Origin of the sequence: Agrobacterium vitis (assembly GCF_013426735.1) — a bacterium.
Classification (GTDB): Bacteria; Pseudomonadota; Alphaproteobacteria; order Rhizobiales; family Rhizobiaceae; genus Allorhizobium; species Allorhizobium vitis_D.
The window spans coordinates 71532-95129 of record NZ_AP023274.1; the positions used below are offsets into that span (position 1 = coordinate 71532).

The 23598-nt window shown below is 58.3% G+C and carries 22 protein-coding genes and 4 pseudogenes; 8 read left to right on the plus strand and 18 right to left on the minus strand.

The features are described 5' to 3' along the window. The first annotated feature begins 113 nt into the window (after positions 1 to 113). Both H1Y61_RS22600 and H1Y61_RS26760 read left to right on the plus strand, forming a co-directional pair. Positions 114 to 1136, plus strand: coding sequence for an LLM class flavin-dependent oxidoreductase (locus H1Y61_RS22600; RefSeq protein ID WP_180575404.1), 1023 nt, complete (start codon positions 114 to 116; stop codon positions 1134 to 1136). Positions 1137 to 1401: 265 nt separating this feature from the next. Continuing rightward, complete coding sequence (locus tag H1Y61_RS26760) at positions 1402 to 1479, plus strand: GNAT family N-acetyltransferase (protein WP_235680995.1); 78 nt, start codon at positions 1402 to 1404, stop codon at positions 1477 to 1479. 297 nt (positions 1480 to 1776) lie between these two features. On the opposite strand, the gene H1Y61_RS22610 is transcribed toward H1Y61_RS26760, so the two are convergent. Beyond that, complete coding sequence (locus tag H1Y61_RS22610; protein WP_235680988.1) at positions 1777 to 2943, minus strand: MFS transporter; 1167 nt, start codon at positions 2941 to 2943, stop codon at positions 1777 to 1779. 205 nt (positions 2944 to 3148) lie between these two features. Here H1Y61_RS22610 and H1Y61_RS22615 point away from each other — a divergent pair. Continuing rightward, a pseudogene (locus tag H1Y61_RS22615) lies at positions 3149 to 3870 on the plus strand (IS6 family transposase). A 50-nt stretch (positions 3871 to 3920) separates the two neighbouring features. On the opposite strand, the pseudogene H1Y61_RS22620 reads toward H1Y61_RS22615, so the two are convergent. Next, positions 3921 to 4333: pseudogene (locus H1Y61_RS22620) on the minus strand (RHE_PE00001 family protein); the annotation flags it as partial. Between the two features lie 189 nt (positions 4334 to 4522). Here H1Y61_RS22620 and H1Y61_RS22625 point away from each other — a divergent pair. From H1Y61_RS22625 to H1Y61_RS22640, 4 genes are all read left to right on the plus strand, one after another. Continuing rightward, the gene (locus H1Y61_RS22625) at positions 4523 to 5626 is read left to right on the plus strand and encodes a site-specific integrase (protein ID WP_180575405.1); all 1104 of its coding nucleotides are present in this window, start codon (positions 4523 to 4525) and stop codon (positions 5624 to 5626) included. Positions 5627 to 5843: 217 nt separating this feature from the next. Beyond that, positions 5844 to 6671 (plus strand): class I SAM-dependent methyltransferase, encoded by an 828-nt coding sequence (locus H1Y61_RS22630; RefSeq protein ID WP_180575406.1) that lies wholly within the window; start codon positions 5844 to 5846, stop codon positions 6669 to 6671. A gap of 251 nt (positions 6672 to 6922) precedes the next feature. Beyond that, positions 6923 to 7453 (plus strand): AAA family ATPase, encoded by a 531-nt coding sequence (locus tag H1Y61_RS22635; protein ID WP_180575407.1) that lies wholly within the window; start codon positions 6923 to 6925, stop codon positions 7451 to 7453. An 83-nt stretch (positions 7454 to 7536) separates the two neighbouring features. Next, on the plus strand, positions 7537 to 8496 hold the full coding sequence (locus H1Y61_RS22640; protein ID WP_180575408.1) for a Gfo/Idh/MocA family protein: 960 nt from the start codon (positions 7537 to 7539) through the stop codon (positions 8494 to 8496). Positions 8497 to 8514: 18 nt separating this feature from the next. Here the strand turns inward: H1Y61_RS22640 and H1Y61_RS26765 are convergent. The 10 genes and pseudogenes from H1Y61_RS26765 to H1Y61_RS22685 form a co-directional block, all read right to left on the minus strand. After that, positions 8515 to 8676: pseudogene (locus tag H1Y61_RS26765) on the minus strand (LysR family transcriptional regulator); the annotation flags it as partial. Positions 8677 to 8820: 144 nt separating this feature from the next. Continuing rightward, positions 8821 to 9333: an NAD(P)-dependent oxidoreductase gene (locus H1Y61_RS22645; RefSeq protein ID WP_180575409.1), complete on the minus strand. Its 513-nt coding sequence runs from the start codon at positions 9331 to 9333 to the stop codon at positions 8821 to 8823. 91 nt (positions 9334 to 9424) lie between these two features. Then, positions 9425 to 10744 (minus strand): NAD(P)/FAD-dependent oxidoreductase, encoded by a 1320-nt coding sequence (locus H1Y61_RS22650; RefSeq protein ID WP_180575410.1) that lies wholly within the window; start codon positions 10742 to 10744, stop codon positions 9425 to 9427. 42 nt (positions 10745 to 10786) lie between these two features. Continuing rightward, positions 10787 to 11140, minus strand: a complete 354-nt coding sequence (locus H1Y61_RS22655; protein ID WP_180575411.1) for a cupin domain-containing protein — start codon at positions 11138 to 11140, stop codon at positions 10787 to 10789. Between the two features lie 22 nt (positions 11141 to 11162). Next, on the minus strand, positions 11163 to 11843 hold the full coding sequence (locus tag H1Y61_RS22660; protein ID WP_180575412.1) for an ABC transporter permease: 681 nt from the start codon (positions 11841 to 11843) through the stop codon (positions 11163 to 11165). A gap of 1 nt (position 11844) precedes the next feature. Beyond that, positions 11845 to 12558, minus strand: a complete 714-nt coding sequence (locus tag H1Y61_RS22665; protein ID WP_180575413.1) for an ABC transporter permease subunit — start codon at positions 12556 to 12558, stop codon at positions 11845 to 11847. 57 nt (positions 12559 to 12615) lie between these two features. Beyond that, on the minus strand, positions 12616 to 13434 hold the full coding sequence (locus tag H1Y61_RS22670; RefSeq protein ID WP_180575414.1) for a transporter substrate-binding domain-containing protein: 819 nt from the start codon (positions 13432 to 13434) through the stop codon (positions 12616 to 12618). 40 nt (positions 13435 to 13474) lie between these two features. Next, positions 13475 to 14251, minus strand: coding sequence for an amino acid ABC transporter ATP-binding protein (locus H1Y61_RS22675; RefSeq protein WP_180575415.1), 777 nt, complete (start codon positions 14249 to 14251; stop codon positions 13475 to 13477). A 31-nt stretch (positions 14252 to 14282) separates the two neighbouring features. Further along, positions 14283 to 15683 (minus strand): aspartate aminotransferase family protein, encoded by a 1401-nt coding sequence (locus H1Y61_RS22680; RefSeq protein WP_180575416.1) that lies wholly within the window; start codon positions 15681 to 15683, stop codon positions 14283 to 14285. Between the two features lie 10 nt (positions 15684 to 15693). Then, complete coding sequence (locus H1Y61_RS22685) at positions 15694 to 17181, minus strand: NAD-dependent succinate-semialdehyde dehydrogenase (protein WP_180575417.1); 1488 nt, start codon at positions 17179 to 17181, stop codon at positions 15694 to 15696. A 130-nt stretch (positions 17182 to 17311) separates the two neighbouring features. On the opposite strand from H1Y61_RS22685, the gene H1Y61_RS22690 reads away from it, so the two are divergent. After that, positions 17312 to 17788, plus strand: coding sequence for an Lrp/AsnC family transcriptional regulator (locus tag H1Y61_RS22690; protein WP_180575418.1), 477 nt, complete (start codon positions 17312 to 17314; stop codon positions 17786 to 17788). A gap of 183 nt (positions 17789 to 17971) precedes the next feature. On the opposite strand, the pseudogene H1Y61_RS22695 reads toward H1Y61_RS22690, so the two are convergent. The 6 genes and pseudogenes from H1Y61_RS22695 to H1Y61_RS22720 all read right to left on the minus strand — a co-directional run bounded on the left by H1Y61_RS22695 (position 17972) and on the right by H1Y61_RS22720 (position 23587). Then, a pseudogene (locus H1Y61_RS22695) lies at positions 17972 to 18776 on the minus strand (bifunctional allantoicase/(S)-ureidoglycine aminohydrolase). Continuing rightward, positions 18773 to 19435, minus strand: coding sequence for a flavin reductase family protein (locus H1Y61_RS22700; RefSeq protein WP_180575419.1), 663 nt, complete (start codon positions 19433 to 19435; stop codon positions 18773 to 18775). Before H1Y61_RS22700 ends, H1Y61_RS22695 begins: the two are co-directional and overlap by 4 nt. A 1-nt stretch (position 19436) precedes the next feature. Then, entirely contained in the window at positions 19437 to 20861 is a 1425-nt protein-coding gene (locus H1Y61_RS22705; RefSeq protein ID WP_180575420.1) for a M24 family metallopeptidase, read from the minus strand. A 34-nt stretch (positions 20862 to 20895) separates the two neighbouring features. Continuing rightward, positions 20896 to 21717, minus strand: a complete 822-nt coding sequence (locus H1Y61_RS22710) for an ABC transporter permease (RefSeq protein WP_180575421.1) — start codon at positions 21715 to 21717, stop codon at positions 20896 to 20898. Further along, on the minus strand, positions 21710 to 22537 hold the full coding sequence (locus H1Y61_RS22715) for an ABC transporter permease (protein ID WP_180575422.1): 828 nt from the start codon (positions 22535 to 22537) through the stop codon (positions 21710 to 21712). The genes H1Y61_RS22710 and H1Y61_RS22715 overlap by 8 nt, the downstream gene beginning before the upstream one ends. Before the next feature lie 9 nt (positions 22538 to 22546). Continuing rightward, the gene (locus tag H1Y61_RS22720; protein WP_180575498.1) at positions 22547 to 23587 is read right to left on the minus strand and encodes an extracellular solute-binding protein; all 1041 of its coding nucleotides are present in this window, start codon (positions 23585 to 23587) and stop codon (positions 22547 to 22549) included. Positions 23588 to 23598: the final 11 nt, after the last annotated feature.

Genomic DNA, 23598 nt, shown 5'->3' on the forward strand with positions numbered 1-23598 from the left:
CCGCCGCGGTAGAACGAACGCACCGTTCACCGTTTGACCTTCGTTACTTAGCCCCCACATTCCTATATCTAGGGCAACGCAATCACTTTTCTGCAGATGCAAGGTTTTTACCCATGAAAAACATCGGTTTTCTCTCCTTCGGCCATTGGTCGCCGTCCCCTCAGTCCGGCACGCGCTCTGCTGGCGATGCACTGCTGCAGTCGATTGATCTGGCTGTTGCCGCTGAAGAACTGGGGGCTGATGGCGCCTATTTCCGCGTCCACCATTTTGCCCGGCAGCTGGCATCGCCTTTTCCGCTTCTCGCCGCCGTCGGCGCCCGTACCAGATCGATCGAAATCGGCACGGCCGTCATCGATATGCGCTACGAAAATCCGCTCTATATGGCCGAGGATGCCGGTGCTGCCGATCTGATCGCGCAGGGTCGTTTGCAGCTTGGCCTGAGCCGCGGATCGCCCGAGCAGGTCATCAATGGCTGGCGCTATTTCGGATTTCATCCGGAAGAGGGTGCCAGTGATGCCGATATGGGCCGGCGCCATGCTGAAGTGTTTCTGGAAGTGCTGAAAGGTGAGGGTTTTGCCGAGCCCAATCCGCACCCAATGTTTCCCAACCCACCCGGGATGCTGCGCCTTGAACCGCATTCGGAAGGCTTGCGGGAACGTATCTGGTGGGGCGCCGGCTCCAATGCCACCGCCATCTGGGCCGCCGAGCGCGGCATGAACCTGCAAAGCTCGACATTGAAGGACGACGAGACCGGCGAGCCCTTCCATGTGCAGCAGGCGGCGCAGATCCGTGCCTATCGCGAGGCCTGGAAGGCGGCGGGTCACACTCGCCAGCCACGGGTATCCGTCAGCCGCAGCATCTTCGCTTTGGTCGATGACCGGGACCGCGCCTATTTCGGCGGCGGCGGCAAGGAGCGGGATTCAATAGGCTATATCGATGACAGCACACGGGCCATCTTCGGCCGCTCCTATGCGGCGGAACCAGATGCGCTGGTTGAGGAACTGGCGCAGGATGAAGCCGTCACCGAGGCCGATACGCTGCTGCTGACCGTACCGAACCAGCTCGGTGTCGAATACAACGCCCATGTCATCGAGGCTATTCTGAAGCACGTAGCCCCGGCGCTCGGCTGGCGATAACCTGCAATCTTGAACAGCTCGCACCTTCAGGGGCACGCGCTGAGCCAGCTGTGAATGCCGCCGGCCGCCGCGCGACCGGTAAAAAAACAGGCCGTGAGGAGGTAGCTGCGCCATCGGCTTCTCCCAGTCGTCCATCTCGTCGACCACGAAGACGCCAGGTAGGGATGGATGCTTGAGGAACGCCGACTGCTCGGCAGCGCCATTAAGGCGGGTATTCCCATAAGCCCGTTGGCTTCGCCGATCTTGTCCTTGATGGTATCTGGACATGATTTTTGTCCATCCTGAGTATCAGGGCTTGGGTGTGGCAAGCGTTTTAGTGGGCCAAGTGGAGCAAAAGGCATGAGAACTCGGCCTTGATTGCGTTCGTACGGCAACAAGCATTACTGCGCGGCCATTCTTTGAGCGGCGAGGATTTCGCGTTCTGAAGAGCCAGACGGTCGAAAAATGAGGAGAAAGTCTTTCTAACTTTTTGATGTAAAAACCGTTCCCGTCTCAATGTTTAGCGCCGCCAATAGCATTCATTGCGTTGCCCCGAACTAAATGCCTTGAGTGGCTTCAGGGTTATCATGTGATCTTATCAACAATCATCGCTGGTGGGGCTGCATTGCTGACTGATAGTCGCCCTGTACCGCTCTGATTCTTATCGCGAGTGCTTACGAAACATTGACGTGAAAAGGAGAATAGCGGCGAAGGCAGCGACAACCGAGGCCACCCGGATAACTGCTCGGAAATCGTAAGCTTGCGCTATGAGGCCGGTCGTGGGGCCCGCAAGAATGCCGCTGACACTCAGAACATTCCAGTAAAGCGCGGTGGCCTGCGCCGGGCGATCACCGGAGAAAGATTGCACGAAACTGATGCCGATGCTGGCATAGAGGCCGTAATACAGGCCCTCCAAGGCCGCGCCTGCCAACATCTCTGGATAGGTCTGCACATAGGAGAGCAGCAGGATCGTTACGGTAGCCAGCAGCGCCACTGCGACAAGTGGCCCTTTCAGGCCAAAGCGGGAGATGATCATTGGCGTGGTGAAGATCGCGAGGACCTCCACGAAGGTCTTCATGCTGAAGGCCGTGCCTGGCGCATAAGCCGGTAGCCCGACTTCCCGCACGTAGAACAATGGCAGTGCGCTAAATGTCAGAGAATGCGCTGAGGACAGGCAGAACACGAACGCGGCCGCCAACCACAGGCCGACGTCCTTGTTGGACGAATGTGCGTGTACTGATCCTGACTTGGGACGAAGTGTCATATCGCGCGGGATAATTATCCACCACATCAACGCCCAGCCGCATGCCAGGGCAAAAGCGAGCTTGAAGACGGCAGCTTCGCCGAAGCGCTCTGCGAACAGGAAGGCGACCGCCGGGCCTATCATCCAGGCGGTTGATGTCGTGGCGCGCAGGAATGCATTGGACCGGCCACGCGTAATCTTGCCGCGTTCTGCTACGACCGCCCCGAGGCTGAACATGGTGGATACCGCACTACTGCTCAGACCGAATCCGAGCACGCCGAATGTCAAAACGATCCAGAAAGACGGTGAAATCGACAAGGCACTCGTGGCAAGAAGATAACCCGCCAGTGCTACACCGATCAGTGGAAAAGGAGCAATTCCCGCATCCAGCCAGCGACCAAAGGTGCGGGTGCAGATTATGCCGAGCACGGTAACGCCCGCCGCATAGAGACTGATTGTCCACGGCGCGCGCCCCAAACCCTCCACAATGTAGTAAGCCATGAACGGCCCGATCATGGAGCTGCAGGTCGTGCCTATAAACAACACAAGCAAGAAGGGATAGAGCGAGAGCGAACGGCTGCTCATCGTCGCACTCATAGAAATGCCTTTCGAGAGACTGTCGTGGATATTTCCGCAACGTGCAAATTCAGGCCAATAGGCATGAACTATGACAGCCGTATAACAGGCGAATTGAGATATGAAGAGGTGGACGGTTGGCTCGTCCGCTTGAGCCGACAGCGGCGTACTGTAAAGTTAACCTGGCATCGATCAACATTTGGGATCTTGTGGCATGACCAGATTTGCCCGTGATCCACTTTATCGTCGCCATCGATTTCCAGCCGAGGTGATTGCCCATGCCGTTTGGCTCTATTTCCGGTTTCCGCTGAGCCTGCGGATGGTCGAGGATATGCTGGCTGCCCGTGGCCTCATCGTCTCTCACCAAACCGTGAGGCTCTGGGCGGAGAAGTTCGACAGGCATTTCGCTAATGACATCCGGAGGCGCTCAGATGGCAGGCTCGGTGACAAATGGCACTTCGAAGAGGTTGTCATCACGATCGCCGGCAAGAAACATTGGCTCTGGCGCGCCGTCGATCAGGACGGGTTTGTTCTCGACGTGCTGGTGAAAAGCCGCCGCGATGCTATGCCAAGGCGGCAAAGCGTTTGGTGCGAAAGCTTCTGAAAGGGCAATGCCGTGCGCCGCGTGTGATAATCACCGACAAGCTTCGATCCTACCGTGCGGCGAAGCGTGATATCATGCCCGGCATCGAACATCGCTCGCACAAGGGCCTGAACAATCGGGTCGAGAATTCTCATCAGCCTGTCCGACGGCGTGAAAGGATTATGAGGCGCTTCAAGTCAGCGAGGCACCTTCAGCGTTTCGTTTCCATCCACGATCCGATTGCCAGCCTCTTTCACATTCCCCGCCACGACATCCCATCCACCCATCATCGCGAATTGCGAGAAACAGCCATGCGAACATGGTACCAAATCGCTGGCATTCAAGCCGCCTGAACCAGAACCTCAACCCCAGATCATGACTGCGAAGCGCTAAGTTTACAGTGCCCGGGAAGGTATTCGCCATCGTCCGCCTCTGCTTCGTCGGCGCCGATCGAGGTCACTGGCTCCGTCTGCCGAAGCGTTCGATGCCGTCGGCCGACAGCGCCCAAGCCGGTGACTGCGCGGCAATGCGCCGGCGGTCTCGCAGCACGTCGCGGGCGATTGTCAGCTCATGGGTGGGTGTGCGAATATCGCGGGTGGTGTCATGGAGGACGAGGTCTGCCAGGTGGACGAGTTCGCCCTCGATCCACAGCGAGGCGCAGGCGTCCGTGAAGTGGGACCTCTCGAAGAAGCCCTGGCCGACCGGCGAACGGACGATGCGCTCGTCCAAACGCCCAAGCGCGATACCAGCGTCGAAAGCCGGCCGCAACAGGGCTGTCATGCTGATTTTCGCGAGATCGTAAGCCATTGAAATTATGGTAAATGATTCGCTAAAGGAACTCTACATGAATATTACGGTTCCTCACATGGTATGGCTGCAGAAAGGCATTCTAACCATCGATAAGTAACCCCTATCGGATGTGATTGATTTCCGGTCGAAAATCAGAAAGAATCCGGCAAATCCACGGTCGCTGGGCCGTCGAAACCGTCGATCCGGAGGTTTTCTATGGCCATGCCGTTCCGTTCAAAGACCGCCGTCGATCGCCGCGACGAACTTGCCGAACTGCTCACCGACCAGGACATCGAAACGCTACGCCATCTGGTCAACGAAGGCATGGGCGAAAATACCCTGCGCGCGCTCACCTTCGACCTCGCCTATCTGCAGGCCTGGTCGCTCGCCGCGACCGGCGCCTCCCTCACCTGGCCTGCGCCCGAGGCGCTGCTGCTCAAATTCGTTGCCCACCATCTCTGGCAGCACGAACAGCGCGACATCGATCCTCACCACGGCTTGCCAGCCGATGTCGAACAGAGCCTGCGGGAACAGGGTTTTCTGCGATCGCCAGGGCCGCATGCACCCGATACGGTGCGGAGGCGGCTTGCCAGTTGGTCGACGCTGACCAAATGGCGCGGCCTGACCGGCGTCTTCTCCTCCCCTTCCCTGAAATCCGCAATACGCCTTACTGTCCGCGCGACGCCGCGGCCAAGGAAGCGCAAGAGCGCCAAGGCGGTGACAGGCGACGTCCTTGCCAAAATGCTCGCGACCTGCAGCACAGACATCCTGAGGGATATCCGCGATCGGGCAATCCTGATGGTGGCGTTCGCGTCCGGCGGCCGGCGTCGCAGCGAGATTGCCGCTTTGCGCAGGGAGCAGCTCACAGTCGAGCCACCGATCACCGTCGAGAGTGGCCTTCCCCTCCCCTCTCTCTCCACCCATCTGGGTCGCACCAAAACGTCTGGTTCCGATCACGACGAGGTCGTCTATCTGACTGGCCGACCGGTGGATGCGCTCAATGCCTGGATGGTGGCTGGAAAAATCGAGGACAGGGGCATTTTTCGGAAGGTCGATCATTGGAGCAATGTTTCGAAGCGGGCGCTGGAGCCGAGTGCGGTCAACCAGATCGTCAAGCAGCGGGCGGCGCTGGCTGACCTGGAGCCTGGGGAGTTTTCCGCTCATGGGCTAAGGTCCGGCTATCTGACCGAGGCTGCCAATCGTGGCGTCCCCTTGCCGGAAGCCATGGCGCCGTCGCGACATAGATCGGTCCAGCAGGCCTCCAGTTATTACAACAACGCAACCAGGCGAACAGGACGGGCCGCACGGCTTCTACCGTAGTCGCCACTGCCTTTCTTGAGGGCAGAGGCTCGATGTCAGCTGTCGGAACGGACGAGCAGCCTACTTGCTGCGGCATCACTTGCCTTAATGCCAAAATGGTTCGCCGGTAGAGGGCGTTGCAGGCGCCGAGTAATTGCCTATTCCGCCGCGGCGCAAATGTCAGACGCAAAATTGAAAAAGAAATCGGGATTTCGCGACAACTACCGAGGAACGCGCTGTGTCGGATGTAATTTCGCTTGAAGAAGGCCGACGCGCGTTCGGAGCGAACAGCGAAGGTTATAATGATGCAAGGCCCGCCTATCCGCGGCGCGTCTACGATATTTTGCGCGATCAAGGTGCAGTCTCGCAAACGGCTAGAGTTTTCGAGATTGGGGCGGGGACAGGACAGGCTACTGCGCCATTGCTTGCCTTGGGCTGCACGATAACAGCTATCGAACCGGACGCGCGGCTTGCCGCCACGCTAGGTGATCGATTGAAGCACTACAGCTCGTCACTGACCATCATCCAATCCTCATTCGAGGATAGCTTGATGCCTTCTGCCAGTTTCGACCTCGGCGTCGCCGCCATGGCTTTTCACTGGCTCCAGCAGGATAGCGCGCTTACCAAAGTGTTTCGGATTTTGCGGCCGGGCGGTTGGTGGGCCATGTGGTGGACAGTCTTTGGCGATCCGGCTGACATGGACCCGTTCCAGTGCCGAACTCAGGCGCTTTTCCAACCGCTGAGCCGCAGCCCCTCCCATGCGGCCGGCTCCAATCGGCCGTTCGCGCTCGACAAGGACGTGCGGATGGCCGAATTGCAAGCGGCGGGTTTCAGGCACGCCACATATGAGGAAATCAGGTGGACCCCAACTCTGACGACCCGTCAGGTCGTAGGGCTGACGGCAACGTTCTCGCCGGTCGCTCGCCTGCCTGAAGCGGAACGAACCGGGTTCCTGAACGCGCTTGGACGCATCGCTGATGAGGAATTCGACGGGCACGTTCGCCGGAACTTTGTCACGGCGATTTACCTCGCCCGCAAGCCTGAAGAAATGTTGCGGAAATCCTAATTCTGCAGCGCTGCAGAAGTCGGGATAACATATCGAACAAAATCCGGGATTCTCGCGACAGCCTACTTCCCTCTAGACTCCGACATTCCCAAGAGCTACCTTGATCCTATGGCAGATCTGAACATTGTATCAGGCAGCCCCCTCGCATAGCGACTTTCATGAACTGCGGTTCGGGCTTGCGCTTCACTCTCCAGCATCAACATAATTTCACCGCGCCTGCGGAATGAGTTTCTATGGCAAACGCCGAACATATGTTCGTGGTGACCGGCGGCCCCGGTTCGGTCAAAAGCAGTCCGATCAATGCTATGACCCGACGAGGCTTTCGCACGATGCCCGAGGCCGGTCGGGCGATCATACAAGATCAGGTCAGGATTGGCGGACCAGCCTTGCCTTGGGCGGATCAGATTGCCTTTTCCGAGCTCATGCTAGGCTGGGAACTGCGTTCCTACCGCGACGCTCTCGAAATTAACGCGCCGGTTCTGATGGATCGTGGGATACCTGATGTTGTCGGATATCTCACGCTCTCTGGCATACCTGTCCCTGGTCATATCGAGGCGGCGACGAAAATTCATCCCTACAACAAGCGAGTTTTCCTCGCCCCGTATTGGGACGCCATTTTCACGCAGGACGCCGAGCGGAAGCAGGGCCGGCAAGAGGCCGAGGCGACCGGCAGGGTTATGGCTGAAATTTACACCCAGCTCGGCTATCAGATTGTTGAGCTTCCGTTGGCAGGCATTGAGCAGCGCGCCGATTTCATGGCGGACAGCCTGCGAGCGGTGTGAAGTAGGCTGGAGTTGTCGTGCAAATCCTTGATGTGTCCAGAATCCCGCTTGTCTAGCAAGACCGCACGACCGAAAGCTACAAGATGACCTATAATATCGTTGCTCATGGATGTCGTCACCCGCATTGGCAGGACTATGTCGATCAGGTTGAAAGAACTGATGGGTTTCGGATTTCTCATATCTGGGACCGCGATGAGCAAAGTCTCTCTGCCGCACTGTCAGCAAAAGGCGCCCAGAAATTCGATCCGGCGACGCCCATCAAAGGCGCCTCGGCGATCCTCCTTCTTTCAGAGACCAGCTTCCATGTTGAAGATCTTGCTGCAATCCTGGCTTGGCATCTACCCATGTTTATCGAGAAGCCACTCGGCGCCAGCAGGACAAATGTTTTGCTGGTTTCCAAAGCTGTGGCGGTTTCAGGTCTGCCTTTCCATACCGGGTTTTTCCTACGCACTGTTCCGGCTCTCGCCGAAGCCAGGAAGCTCATTGGAAGTGGACGGCTCGGAAACATAGGCTATGTACGAATCCGCTTCACCCATAACGGCGTCCGCGCGGGCTGGCTGCGCGACAACTGGATACTCGAACCAAAACTTGCCGGTGTCGGTGGGTTTGGGGACTTGGCTATTCACTGCGTTGATCTCTTGCGCTGGTGGGGTCTCCGGCCGTTAGTCCAGGGACCCTCCTCCTATGAAAACATCATGGGGCGCACGGAAGCGGAGGATTTCGGCGTGTCCTTGGTGTCATATCCAGGCGGAACGGCGGTCGTCGAAGCGGGATGGGTGGCAGGAGACGGACCGATGCTGGACATTGAGGTTCTGGGAAGTCGGGGCACGCTTCGGATGCGGGGGGAGCATCTGGTTGCCCAGATCGGCGATTGTGGCGACAATACCAACTTGGGCGCCATCGAACTTGATGCCGGAATGGGGCTTCGACCATTCTTGCACGGCATTCGCAGCGGAGACTGGTCGGAATGCGTCGCCATCGAGGAAGCCGTCGAGGCAAATCTCGTTACCTTGGGCATAAAGAACGAGATTGAAAAGCCCTGAATTTGGCGATCCGCAAGGCTATGCCGCGTCAATTCCCTCAATTGCCCGAAGCGCCGGAAGTGCGAAATCCGTGAAGGCTCTTACGACTGGCCTCATGAAGCGCACTGAAGGATAGGCGAAATAAGCCTCGGTCGGCTTGACCTCGTATTCTGGCAGAATGCGGATCAGCCTTCCCGATGCGCAATCTGTCTGACACCGCCGCGCTCATCATCGGGGCGTGTCGAAATTTTTCTGCGCCCCAGAACGTAGAAATTTATTCCTGCGCGTTTTGAATTTGACGAATGTTTTCGGAAATCGAGGCGACCTCGGCTCAGGAATGACCGCTCAACCGAGCTCTTTAGGCTGATGAAAACTGGCGCATACAGAATAAAAAACTACGATAAGAAATTTTGCGACAAGCCCCCCTATGCCATCAATCGACCGGCGCGAACGACTCCAGCCGGCGAGGTCGAATCCGAAGATCCTTAGCTTTTCAAGCGCAGCCTTTCCGAGCACTCCGGTTCCCATCAAAGAGACCCTGCGCTCTCTGGCCTGAACCTGCGGTGCGATCTCTTGCCAGCACCGCTGGCGCTGATGATCGATATAGTGGTGAAGATTGCGGTGGAGAGCGAGCACTGCCATCGTCACATACTCGGCAATCATCCTCGTGATGCTGTCATCAACTATTCGGACGAGCTTTACGCCCGCCGGTATGACGGAGCCCGCGAACTGATCGACCCCCGCCCCGATGCAAAACACGGCCTGCAAATTTGTATAGCGACGAAGATCGATGAGTGGGTCCCATGTCATGATGAACCGCACGTCTTCATATGCCACCTTCGTCAGCAGCTGTGGCAAACGAGACTTCCAGTAACAGCGTCGAGAAGGTTTCGGCGAATATGGCCCCGCGCACGGGGTCGCACAGAAAGAGAAATGTCATTTTCTTGGCTCAGCTCTTCTGGCGACGGCGTAGCGTCTTCTTGTCGTGTCGTTCATACATCGCGTAGACGAGAGGAATGAACCAAGGTTTGCCGGAAAAGAACGGTACGGCCTTTGGAGCCGGGTCGAAATCGAAGGCGGAGCGCGGCTGTTCCTTGTCGCCGAGGATCTTGAATGCCGCCTTTTTCCCCAGCCACCGTCCCCACACGATGCCAGAGCCGCAATAGCCGGTTGCATAGATCGTGTTGCCGGAGGAAAATATGCGCGGGATCATATCGCGGTGCATTGCAACGTAGCCAAACCAGCTGTGCGTCAGGCCGATGCCGGCGAGTTCCGGGAACAGCCTTGCCAGTTCGGCCTGCAGATGCATCGTCGGAGCGATGGGATCGCCTTCCGTAGTCCCGTCCCGCCCACCGAACAGGATCCGTGTGCCATCGGGTGACGGGCGATAATAGTAGCTCAATTTTCGCATATCGCCATGCATCATGCGGGCCGGCATAAGGCGGTCCATGACGTCGGTGCCCAGTGGCTCAGTTGCAATGATCCTGCTGCGGACCGGTACCAGACGGCGACGGAGCCAAGGATCAAAACCGTCAGTGTAGGCATCGGTGCAGACCAGGAGCTTTCGGGCAAACACTTCGCCACGCGAGGTCTGGATCCGTACCCCGCCGTTCTCGGCGACGGAGACAAGAACAGCAGTGTTCTCATGTAGGATCACATTCGCCCCGGTAGCGATGCGGATCATGCCGGCGAGCAGCTTTGCGGGCTGCAGGCCGCCGATGTCCCGGCGCACCAGTCCTCCAACATAGAGGTCCGTCCCGATGTACTTGTCGATGTCGGACCGCGCGACCGGAAAAGCCTCGATGCCAAGCGTGCCACTGAGGAAGTCGGCGTGGCGACGAAGATCATCGGCCTCATCCGCCGTCATGGCACCATCGAACAGGCCGGACAGGTGGAATTCGCATTCGATACCTTCGTCTCTCAGGAAGCGCCAGAGGTCTTCGCGCGCCTGCTTTCCCTCCAGAAGAATGGCATTGGCCCTGCCCTCACCGAACCTCTTTATGAGCTCCTTGCGACCGGGACGGATGCTCCCGCTCGCCATCCCGCCGTTGCGGCTGGATGCCGCCTCGCCTAAAGCCTGTCGGTCAAAGAGTTGGACATGCTTGCCGGCTCGGGCCAGCGTCATTGCCGCCGACAAACCTGTGTATCCGCCACCCACGATGGCGACATCGCACGTCTTCTCGACATCGCGGACGGGCAAAGACGGAAACGGGCAACCGTCCCACCAGTAGGGTGTTGAATTGGGCGAGACGGCAACAGTCTGGGTCATGAGTGGAATCCGTAAAGTAGAAGGGGGACAGGGTCGGGTGACTTAGTCTCGGCAGACCCAGAGCTTGCGCGTGGTCTCTATAACCTCCCAGGTGCCGGTGAAGCCTGGCTGCATGACGAAGGTGTCGCCGGCCACGATGCGCCTCGGCTCGTACCCGTCCTCGATCAGTTCCGAGACGCCGGAAAGGATAACGCAAACCTCGAAGGTATCGCCCTTGATCGAACGATAGGCGCCCGGGGTTGCCTCCCATAGGCCGGAGCGAACGACGCCGTCGGCGGTCTGCGCGATGTCCCAGGTGAGGAACTGCGGGTTGCCCTCGACCAGCCTGTCGGGCGCAGGCTGACCTTTGCGTGGCTCGGGAAGATTGTTTTCATCGATGAAGGTGAGGTTGGACATGGTATAGCCTTTCTGAAGATGGTTATCGGACAAACGACAGGCGTCGTTCGAGAAGTTTCAATGCCGTCAGAGCGATGACGTTCATGATGAGGTAAAGGGCAGCGGTAACAATGAAGATATCCATGATCGCGAAAGTCTCGCTCATCAGACGCTTGGAATAGCCTGTGATCTCCAGGACGGTAATGGTCGATGCAAGGCTCGATTCCTTGGCGATGATGGCCGCCTCGCTGCTGTAGGCTGGCAATGCCTGGCGTAGCGCCAGCGGGAATTTTACCCGCCTGAACACGATCCAAGGCGACATTCCACAGGCTTCCGCTGCCTCGATCAGGCCCTTGGGCAGGGACAAAAAGGCTGTGCGGAAAATCTCGGCGGTATAGGCGCCTGTGTTCAGAACGACGGCCAAGATCGCGGCGTGTAGTCCATCGCCAATCATCCACCACAGCACTGGACTATGCCTGATGAAGCTGACCTGCGCCAAGCCGTAGTAGATGACGAATACCTGCACCAGCATCGGTGTGCCGCGGAAGATTGCGCAATAGATGTCGCAGGCAAGGCGCAGAGCTTTGATCTTCGATCCGCGGCCGAGCCCGACAACGATCCCGAACGGGAAGCCGACGACAATGCCGACAAAGGCAATCAACACCGTTGTCTTGGCGCCGATCAGCAAAAAGGGAATGGCATAGTTAACGATGTTCAGGTCCATTTCATCGCCCTCCGAAGCCGCGGTTCAACGTGCGCTCTGCCTTTGAGAAGAGCGTCTGGCTAACCGCCGTCATGAAGAAGAACAGTGCAGCGGCGATGCAGTAGAAGAGCAGCGGCGAGCGTGTGATCCCCGCCCCGATCGCCGCCGTTCTCATCAATTCCTGCAGTCCAACCACTGAAATCAGCGACGTGTCCTTGATCGTCATTTGCCAGACGTTGTTGATCCCCCCAAGCGCCAGTCGCAACGCCAGTGGAAGGGTGACGCGGGAAAAGGCGACCCCCCTTGGAAGCGCGAGGGACTTTGCCGCTTCGTGCAGACCTGGCGGCACCGACTGAAGTGCGCCACGAATGGCCTCGATAGAGTAGGCGCATGAGATTGCAGCAATGGCGATAACCCCCACGATATAGGGATATGCACTATCAATCTGGTCCTGATACCCAAATGTCGTAGCGACGGATCTGACCATATCGACAGATCCGAAGAACAATAGGTAAATCACGAGCAGGCCGGGCACACCGCGCACCACGATGCTGTATGCGTCGATCAGCGGCGAGACCACGGCGATTTTCTGCCACCGGAGAACGGCCAAAGGCGTTGCGACGACAAAGCCAAGGGCCATGCCAAGCAAGCCGATCGCGATCGTGACCGCACTTCCGCGTAGCAGAGCCAGCGCCCAGCCCTGCTCTACCATCAATTTCCAGAAATCAGCGGGCATCGATACACTCCCCTAACCTGCCTTGGACGAGGCCAAGGCAGGTCGCACCATCATGGATTATTTCTTGCAGGGGATTGTATAGTCGTCCTGGAACCAATGAATGGAGGCTTCCTTGACCTTGCCGTCATTGATCATCTTGCAAAGAGCCGCATCGACTTTTGCCTTAAGCTCGGTATTGCCCTTCTTCATACCAACGCCCATGCCTTTGCCGAGTGTCGCCGGATCGTCCATGGCCATGACCTTCACCTCGATTTTGGCGAAGTTCGCGCCATCCGGTGTCGCCAGAAAATCCATGACTGTCGGGGAGTCGCTGTAGGCAGCATCGATGCGGCCACTGGACAGATCAGCCAGTTGCTGCGTCGTCGCGTCATAGGTCTTCAGGTCCGCCGAGGGAATGTTCTTCTGGACGAACTTGGCATAGGTCGTGCCGTTGACGACGCCGACGCTCTTGCCGCCAAGCCCCTTTTCGATCTCGACAAGGCTCGTCAGCTTGGCCAGAGGAGAGTCTTTCGCGACCACGAAATACTGGGGCGTCGTGGCGTATGGAATGGAATAATCGATCTTCTTGGCCCGCTCGTCGGTGATGCTCAGGCCTGAAATGATCACGTCGAAGCGATCGCTGTCCATGGATGGAACGAGCGAGCTGAACGTCTGCACGACGAACTCGCATTTGAGCTTGAGTTCTGCGCAGATGCCCTTGGCAATGTCGGCGTCGAAGCCGGAGACATCCCCGCTCGGATCGGCCATGCTGAATTTGGGTGCATCGCCCTCGGTGCCGATGCGCAGCACGCCTTCCTTGGCCGACGCGGTCGTTCCGATAACGGAGAGAAGCAGGCTGCCTGCGACGACCGATTTGATGATTTTGCTGATGATCATGTCTGTTCCCTTTTATAGTTGTTGGTTTGGCGCGACGCCGCTAGGCGCCTGCCGGCATGACGTTGGATAGAAAGCGTTTTACTCCTTCGGTGGCCGGATTTCTAAGCAGTTCGTCAGGCGTGTCATCCTGCTCAAGGCGACCCTTTTGCAGGAATATCATTCGGTTCGACACATCGCGCGCAAACCGCATTTCATGGGTGACGAGGAGGATCGTGGCCCCCTCTTCAGCCAGTGTTCTTATGACCTTCAGCACTTCCCCGACGAGTTCGGGGTCGAGGGCGGATGTCGGCTCATCGCACAACATCAATTTGGGCCGCATTGCCAGCACCCGCGCGAAGGCGACCCGCTGCTGCTGCCCACCGGAGAGTTGATGCGGGTAGCGGTCGCGAAAGCTCGTCATGCCGACCTTCGACAAGGCGGACAGGGCTGTGTCTTCGGCATTTTTTTTGTCCATGCCCAGCACATAGACCAGCGCCTCAGTGACGTTGCCAAGGACCGTTCGGTGAGGCCAGAGGTTGAAACTCTGGAACACCATCCCGATCCGCTGACGAAAGACGCGGATGTTGGAGGCGTTGACAATTTCGCTTTCGGCGCGCTCGTTGCACGCGACGGAAACCGCCTGCCCGAGAAAGGTGATCTGCCCGGAAGTCGGCGTCTCCAGAAAATTGATGCAGCGCAGAACGGTGCTCTTTCCGCATCCGGACGAACCGATTAGCGAGATCACCTCCCCTTCCCTCATGGAAAAGCTGATGCCATCGAGGACATTCGTGGCTCCGAATGCCTTCGTCAGTTCATGGACCTTCAAAATCTCGTTCATGCCTGACACCTTTTCCGGAACTCGACGCCCGTTATCCCGCGATAGCGCCTATCGCATCCAGTTCCTTCATAACCTCATCGACCGAGGCTTTGGCGATGCCAACCATTTCATCGATTTCCGCTTCCGTCATGACCAAGGGAGGCGCAAAGCCCAGGATGTCTCCGTGTGGCATCGCGCGCGCAATCAGATTCCGATTGCGAGCCGCCTGCGAGATACGCGCTCCGACTTTAAGGCCCGGATCGAACATGGCCTTGGTGCCACGGTCGGATACGAACTCGATAGCGGCTAGCATTCCAACGCCACGCACTTCGCCGACAATCGGATACTGTTCAAACTCTGCCTTCAGGCGCTTCAGGAGGTAAGCGCCTTTCGTTGCCGACTGGCCGGCCAGATCCTCCCGCTCGACGATGTCGAGAACGGCGTTTGCCGCCGCTGCGCCGATCGGATGCCCGGAATAGGTATAGCCATGCGAAAACGAGCCGACACGCGGCGTTGCTTCTTCCATAACGTCGTAGACTTTCTGCGACACGATCGAAGCGGACAGGGGCACGTAGGCCGACGTCAGACCCTTGGCAACGGTGACAAGATCGGGCTCCATGCCGTAGAGGTCGGAGCCGAACATCGCACCGGTGCGGCCGAACCCGCAGACCACTTCGTCGGCAATCAATAGCACATCGTACTTCTGGAGCACGGCCTGGATCTTCGGCCAGTAGCCGGCGGGCGGCGGGGTAAGTCCGCCGGTGCCGAGGACAGGCTCGGCAATGAATGCGCCGACTGTCTCTGGGCCTTCAGCAACGATCAGCGCCTCCAGTTCGTCTGCTCGGCGTTGCGAAAATCCCTCTTCGGTTTCGCCCGGATGCGCGCCGCGATAGTAGTGCGGAACGCCGGTGCGCAGGATACCGGATACCGGCAGGTCCATATGATCGTGGTAGAAACTGAGGCCCGTCATCGAACCGGCGACCACGGAACATCCATGATATCCGCGCTCCCGTGCGATGATCTTCTTCTTCTTTGGCAGTCCGCGGAGGTTGTTGTAGTACCAGACAATCTTTGCCTGCGTCTCGTTCGCATCCGAGCCCGACAGGCCATAGAAGACCTTCGACATGTTTCCCGGCGCCATCCTGACCAGACGATCGGAAAGGCGTGCAAGCTCTTCCGTCGTATGGGCGGCGTAGGAGTGGTAATAGGCAAGCTTGTACGCTTGGCGCGCAATCGCCTCGGCGACTTCGGTGCGGCCGTAGCCGATGTTCACGCAGTAGAGGCCCGCAAACCCGTCGAGATACTCCCTGCCGGTCGCGTCCTTGATCCGTACGCCCTTGCCCGTTTCCATGATCGTCGGATCGGTTTCGCCGGATGCGTAATCCTTCAGATAGGTGAAGGGATGGAGAACCGTTCTGCGGTCCATTTCTGCGATTTCTGCAATATTCGTCATCGTCATTTCCTTACGCGGCCAGACCGCCGAAGCACACATATTTGAGTTCCATGAATTCCTGCAGACCATGGCGCGAGCCTTCGCGCCCCAGCCCAGACTGCTTCCAGCCGCCGAACGGGACAGGCGCACCGGTAAAGGAGACGGTGTTGATAGCCACCATCCCGTATTCCAGCGTGTCGGAAAGGCGCATGGCCCGCCTTACGTCGCGCGTGTAGACATAGGCCGCCAATCCCATCTCGCTGGCATTGGCGCTTACGCGAACCTCATCTTCATTCTTGAACCTGAGAACGGCCGCAACCGGACCGAAGGTCTCTTCGGAAGCGATGAGCATTTCAGAGGTGATATCTGCAAGAAGGGTCGGGCGGACAAAGTTTCCAAGGGCGGGATCGGGAATTTCGCCGACGATCAATCGCGCGCCTTTTCCGACCGCGTCCTTGATATGCAGGCGACACTTCTCAACAACCGACGTCTTCGTCATCGGCCCGATGTCGATACCGGCCTCGAACCCCTGCCCGACGGTCAACGCCGCGATACTGCGCCGAAGCTTGTCGATGAAGGCATCATAAATGCCGTCGTGAACATAGATGCGGTTGGCGGCTAGGCAGTCTTGTCCCGAGGTCGCGAATTTCGCGCGCATGCAGCCGTCGACAGCCTCGTCGACATCGGCGTCATCGAAGACGATGAACGGCGCGTGGCCGCCGAGTTCCATGGAAACCCTCTTGACGGTGGCTGCCGCCTTTGTGAGGAGCAGGCGCCCGACCTCGGTTGAACCCGTGAAGGAAAATGCGCGAACCCGTTCATCCGCGAGCAACGCATCCGTCAGAAGCTTCGGTTCGCCAGTCACCACCTGAAAGACCCCCGGAGGAAATCCTGCGCGGTATGCAAGCTCGGCGAGCGCCAATGCCGAGAGTGGCGTCTCGACGGCAGGCTTGACGATCACCGGGCATCCCGCAGCCATGGCCGCGGCCGCTTTGCGCGCAATCATCGCACTGGGGAAGTTCCATGGCGTCACAGCCGCGCAGACCCCGACCGGCTGCATTGAGACGAACAGACGGCTATCGGGCTTGTGGCTCGGTATCGTCTCCCCATATGCCCGTTCGCCCTCGGCCGCGAACCATTCGATAAAGCCGACGCCGTAGAGGATCTCTGCCTCGGATTCGAAAAGAGGCTTACCCTGTTCGGCGGTCAGTATCGTGGCAAGATCGCCGGCATGCAGGCGGATGAGATTTGCCCAATTCAGCATGATCCTGCCCCGATCACGCGGAAGGAGCGTCCGCCAGGATGGGAAAGCGCGGTGGGCAGCGTCAATGGCTCGATCAAGCATCGGCAGATCGCAATCGCCGACGCGGGCAATTTCGTCATCGCTTGCAGGATCGGCGACGCCAGTCGCACTCCTCGATAGCTGCCACTGCCCATCGATAAACGGCTGAGACCTCAAAAGGCCTTCATCGTTGAGCTGTTTTAGGGCGCGCGCGGCGGTCATCGCTACATCCAGCATGTTCCAATCCCCATCAATATAATAAATCTTAGGCCTTTTCTGCCGACGTATTTCCTCGAGATTATTGCATCTACGCATTAATCCTGCTTTCTAAGCAGCTAAGATGCCCAATTCCTGCGAGAACTTTAAAATGAACCTTGATCGGTTTGACGCACGACTGCTCACCATCATGCAAAAAAACAATCGGAACAGCAGCGAAGAGCTGGCAGCCATGGTTGGCCTTTCAGCCACAGCCATTCAGCGCCGTCTGAAGCGATTGCGAGAAAAGGGGGTGATCGAGGCAGATGTTTCGATCGTGAAGCCGAGAGCGGTCGGTCGCCCGATCGCGATGCTCGTGCTTGTGTCACTGGAGCGAGAGAGAGCTGACATCGTCGACCGCTTCAAACAGTCGATCCGCCAGACGCAGGAGGTGATGAATGGTTACTATGTCACCGGCGATTCCGACTTCGTTCTCATCGTGACTGCGCAAAGCATGGAAGACTACGAAGCGTTTACCCGGAAATTCTTCTACGAGAATCCGGACATCAAGGGCTTCAAGACGATGGTCGTAATGGACAGGGTGAAAGCCGGGTTCTCGGTGCCTATCGATGCAGATGACTTTTCGTGAAACAAGTGCCCTTGAGATAAGTCAAGTCAAAGGTTGAGCACAAATTGATGCCAGACAGATCTGGTCAAAAGTGACAGCCGTCGCCTTGAAGGGATGTGAACCTTCAACCCGTCTTTTATGAGACAACGATTTTGTCTAACTCATTGTATTTGCGAATTCAGGCAGTCTGGTGCAATCGGACTTCTACAAATCCGGATGGCGATTGACGTCCTTGTAGAGCAGGTAGCGAAAGCGTCCCGGGCCGCCGGCATAACAGGCCTGAGGGCAGAACGAGCGGAGCCACATATAGTCCCCGGCCTCGACCTCCACCCAATCCTCGTTCAAGCGATAGACGGCCTTGCCCTCGAGCACATAGAGCCCATGTTCCATGAAGGGAATGATGGCGCCCGGCTCGAAGGTGACGATGTTGAGGTGCATGTCTTAGCGAACGTCGGACGGATCGATGAACCGGGTGGTTGCCCAGCGGCCGTCGGTATCGGGCATAGCATGCATCACGCAATCGTCTTCATGGGTGAAGATGGCCGGTGGCAGTTCCAGGCCATCCACGACCTTGACCGCCTTTCGGACCCAGTGAAAACCGGATCGGCGCAGCGCTCTCGTTGCTGAAAGCCCATTTCGCTGCAGGAGGCAAATAGACAAACGATCCGGCACGTATTGGATAGTCGTTCCCGTCATAGGTAATTATACCCTCGCCCTCGACGACAAAGATCGCCGCCGATGCACTTGCGTCCGGCTCCGGCCTGACGCTGCCCCCACCGGGCTCCACCGCCATGATATATTGGGCGAAGGTTTTGGCAAAGCCGCTCATCGGTCTCGCGATGACCCAGGCTCTGATTTCCTCCCAATGCGCAAGGACGCTGGTGACGATGTCGCTCATCACCGTCTTCGGGATCACCGCATAGGCTGTCTTGAAGACGGCCTTGCTGGAGAGGGTCTGAGTCTGCGGCGGAAGGCCGCCAACCTGCGAAAAATACGGATTTCTGCTCATTCTGCCACCAACGTCTCAACGGCCTTGCGATTTTCCCATTCCTGAGGCGTCAGCATTTTGATATCGAACTGGTCACGGGTGCGGGCATAGGTATGTCCTCCCATGCGTCCGACGGCGTCCATGATCTGCTGGTCGATATGCAGGTTCGACGCGTTGACCGCGTCGCTGCGCACGAACACGCCAACGACTTCACCGAGAATGATCTCACGGGCCGGGCCGACCTGAAGCGTCGTATGGCGACGGCATTCCAGAGCCGCAGGAGCGGCCAGAATACGGGGGCTGCGCACCATCTGACCGGGCACGGTCGCAAGACCCGCCTCTTCCATTTCGTCCACCTCGGGACCGAACTTGATGGCGCAGATTTCCATCTGCTCGACCAGCGCATTATCGCAGATATGGACCGTGAACTCGCCAGTCTCACGGATATTGCGGGCGGTATCCTTGAAGCGCATATCGGAATAGTTCTCGACACCGATCGCGACGATCGCCGGATCGTGGGTCAGGACGTTGAAGAAGCTGAAAGGGCCAGCGTTGGGTATCCCGTCCTTGCTCACCGTAGTTACCAGCGCAATCGGGCGCGGGATCACGGTTCCGATCAGGAGCTTGTAACGCTCCCGCTCATTGAGCTTGGCGAAATCAAAATGGGTGTGGTCGGTCATATCAGGCCTCGGCAGCAATGCGGTGCGTTTCAAGCGGAGTGTGGCGGGAGAGGTTCTCAAACCCATCCCTGGTGACAACATACATGTCACCGACGTTGCAGCCAGCAGACATTGGCTCAAGCCACTGGGTGTGCAGCACGAATACCATGCCCTCTTCCATCCGGTCGTAATTGTGCGAGGAGATGTTGAAGCTGTTCTGCCCGCCGGCCATGCCAACGGAATGACCGAGATTAGGGTTATGCGGGCCATGGGTTGCCGGGTAGACATGCATCAGGGTGCGGCCCTGCGCCTCCCAATCGATGTTCTTGACATACTGGCGCGGGATCAGCCGCGCACTGCCATCCTCCATCGGCGCCCAGTTGTAAGGCATGGTGCGCGCTTCCGGAGAAGACAGCATGCCGCGCTCGATCATCGGCTCGAAGGCTGCATTGTTGACATCGCGCATCAGCACGCCCGGGCGGATCAGCTTTTCCGCCCGCTTCACACCTTCGGTGCAGGCGGCGAGCACGTCTCCCTGCCGCTTGGTGATGTCACCAACGGCAATCATACGGGCGGCCTGGGCCGTGTAGCCGCGATAGGTGATGTTGGAGACATAGAGATTGATGAGATCACCCGGTCGAACGACATGGCCATAGGGCTTGCCGCAATGGGTGCCGAACTCGTTGATGCCGATCTGGTAGCCATCACCGGTTTCACCGCCGAAGGAAAGCTGTGCCTGGGTGAAGGCAGCATAAATCTCATGGTCGGTCACGCCGGGTTTTGCTACATGATAGGCCGCCTGCGTGGCGATGCTGACAAGCTGGGCCGCGGCTCGGAACATCTCGATTTCGCGCGGCGAGCGCACTTTCTGCATCCGGTCGAGAATGGCATTGTCCGCAACGAACTTGGTTTTGGGCATCAGCTCGTCGAGGGCAGCCCAAAATGTGAGAGACGTGCGGTCACCGATCCGGCCAATCTGCGTCTTCGCGAGGCCCATGCCGGCCAGCAGTTCGGCGCATTTCTCCGCCGTTTTGATGACACTGTCGCCCGGACGGTCCGCATATTCTCGGCCGATCGGGCCAATCTGCCAGACTTCTTCGACTAGAACCGGTTCGCCGCCTGGCGGCAGAAGCACGGATTGGGTGAAGAACGACAAAAGCGTCAGCGGCTTGTCGGCATCCGTCGGGATGATCAGCACGCCCTCGCGCATCCAGTCGCAAATGTAGCGCAGATAGTGGTTGGACGTGTGGAACCAGCCGACGCCGCCGGTATGGACGATCAGCGCGTCATGCCCGGCCTCGACCGCCTGGCGGCGGATCCGCCGCAGACGGTCCTCGAATTCCTCGACCGGCAAAGGCAGCGGTGCGGAAAATTCGAAATCCGGCTGGAAATCGGCGAGCAGCGATCCGATACGGTAGGCGCCGGCCCTGGTGGGATGTATGGTCATGAGGTATTCCTTCCAGAAGTATTCTTTCTAAGGGTCAGGCTTGCCGGGAGGGCGCCAGCACCCGCCTTGCGACCAGCATCACCACCAGGGTCAGCCCGATCAGAATGCCGGACATCGCCGCGACCCGGACATCGAGCGACTCCTCGATCAATGCAAACATGCGAAGCGGCAGCACGGTCGTTTGCGCGTCGGCGAGAAAGAGCGAGACGGAGACGTTGTCGAGGGACTGGATGAAGACGAGGAAGGCGCCAGCCAGAATACCTGATGTCAGCAGCGGCAGGATCACACGCAGGAGCGTCGTGTACCAGGTTGCACCCATCACGGTAGAAGCTTCAGCCAGCGACGGATTGATGCCTTGCGCGACAACGGAAGCGGCACGGTACATCAGTGGCCCGAAGACGACGACATGGCCGACGACGGTGAGCCAGAGCGAAGGCTGGAAGCCGACGAAATTCGCCACGATCAGCGCTGCCAGGCCATACACAAGGCTTGGCAGGACAAGCGGGGCCAATAGAAACGGCTCCAGCGAATTGACCGTGCTGCGTCGCATCCGCGCCATGCCGATAGTGGCAGGCACGGCAAACAGCAGCGATCCGAGCACCGCGAGGCCTGCGATCTTCAGTGAATTGCCGGCGGCAATATGTTCGGTTCCTGAGCGGACGGGATCGATCAGCGCCTCATACCAGCGCAGAGAAAAACCCTCTGGCGGATATTTGAGCGTCTGGCCCGAGGTGAAGGACATGGTGATCGCAATGACAATGGGCGCCACCAGATAGATCAGGCTGAGACTGCCGAAGCCGAAAACAAATGTCTTATAGAGAAGGGTCGGGATCGGATTTTCGCGATGATTATGCATGGCCGACAAGCCTCCTGTGACGTGAAATCATGCTCATAGCGACAAGAAGGATGCCGGTCGACAGAAGGAGGACAACGGCGATGGCAGAGGCCATCGGCCAATCGAACAACGTGCCGACCTCGCGGTAGATCAGCTGCGGCACATAGACGTTTCGCGCACCACCGATGACCGCCTGGGTAACGAAGGACGCACTGGTACTGGCAAATACAAGGATCCAGCCCGCCAGCAGACCGGGTAGCATCACTGGCAGGAGAACCGTCATGAAGATACGCCATGGCCCCGCGCCTGAAACCTGCGCCGCCTCGGTGAACTGCAACGGCGTGCGCGAGAGAATGGCAATCAAAGGCAAGATGATCAAAGGTAGGTCGATCTGACACATGGCCATGACGAGACCGAGTTCGGTGGACAGCAGCGTGAACGGGCGGTCCGCGAGCCCAAGCGCGACAAATGCCTCGCTAATCGGTCCCTGTCGTCCAAGAATGACGATCCAGGCAAAGGTCCGAACCACATTGCTGGTCAGCATCGGAATAAGTGTCAGAAAGATGATGACCTGTCGCGCGGTCTTGCCACTGTGCCAATAGAAAAGCGCGATCGGAACACCGAGCAGGGTCGTGCTGGCAATGGTCTGGAGACCGAGCGTGGCGGTGTTGACCAGAACACGGTAGTTAAATGCGTCGCCAAAAAACCGTGCGTAATTGTGGAGAGACAGTCCGTCGGGGCCGATGAAGCTGAATCCGACGAGAACGGCGAGCGGCGTCGCAAAGAACGCCACCGACAGCAGAAGCATCGGGACAACGTATGGGAAACCGCTCGCTTTCATTGTGAACCCTCAACCGGCGACGAGAGCATCGAACTGGCGGATCCATTCCGCACGGTTCTTGTTGATCGCCGCCCAGTCCGGATAGACCAGCGTTGCCAGCTGTTCACGCTTCACATAGGCCTCTATGCCCGGTGTAAGAGCGACCTCCTTATTGGTTGGGAACATCTCGGTCGGTGGCAGTTTCAGCTTGTCCTGAGCGGCCTTTGAGATGGCGGCGTCCAGATAGGCATAGGCTGCATCAATGTTCTTGGCGCCCTTGGTCAGATGGATATTGACGGGAGCTGCCGGAGAGCCGGTTTCCGGTTGCACGAACTCGGCTTTGAGGCCCATGGACTTGAGGCGCGCAACATTGCCGGTCGAGCACATGAACACAGCGATTTCGCCCTGCTGGAACAAGGTCATCTGGTGGTTTGTGCTGGCGACGACGCCCTTGATCTGCTCGGGATTGTCCTTGAACAGTTTGAATACGGCGTCCATATCCGTCGGACCGTTCCCAAAAATCCTGGCGATTTCGGTATAGGCCATCACGCCGGTGTTGGAGGCGAAACCGGTCCAGGATACCAGGCCCTTATAAGCCGGGTTTTCGAACAGGTCGCGATAGCCCTTCGGAGCCGGCACCAGATCCGGGTTATAAGCGATACCGTTGACTTCGACCGTCACGGTCGGGCCGTACTCGCCCTGGAATGCCGGATCGAGCATGCTCCAGTTCTTGAGCTTGGACGGATCGATCTTCTGAATGAGGTCGTTCTCGATGGCGACGGCCATCTGACCGGGCGACATCAGCAGGGTATCGTAAGGCGGGTTGCCGGGGCTTGCCATCACCTTCGCAAGCTGGTCCTGCGCCAAGGCGGGAGCGACCGTCAGGTCGAAACCGGCTTCCTTGACGAGCGGTGTCAGCACGGAGCGGTAGCCGTCCTCCCAGTTTCCGGGGAAGGTCGCGGCAACAGCCGTGCCACCAGCGGCGCGTACAGCAAAGGGCAGCGTGGCGGCCGCAGCCGCACCGGCGGCGAGCAGTCCGAAATGACGTCTTGTGATGTTGAAGTTTTGCATCTGTTCACCTC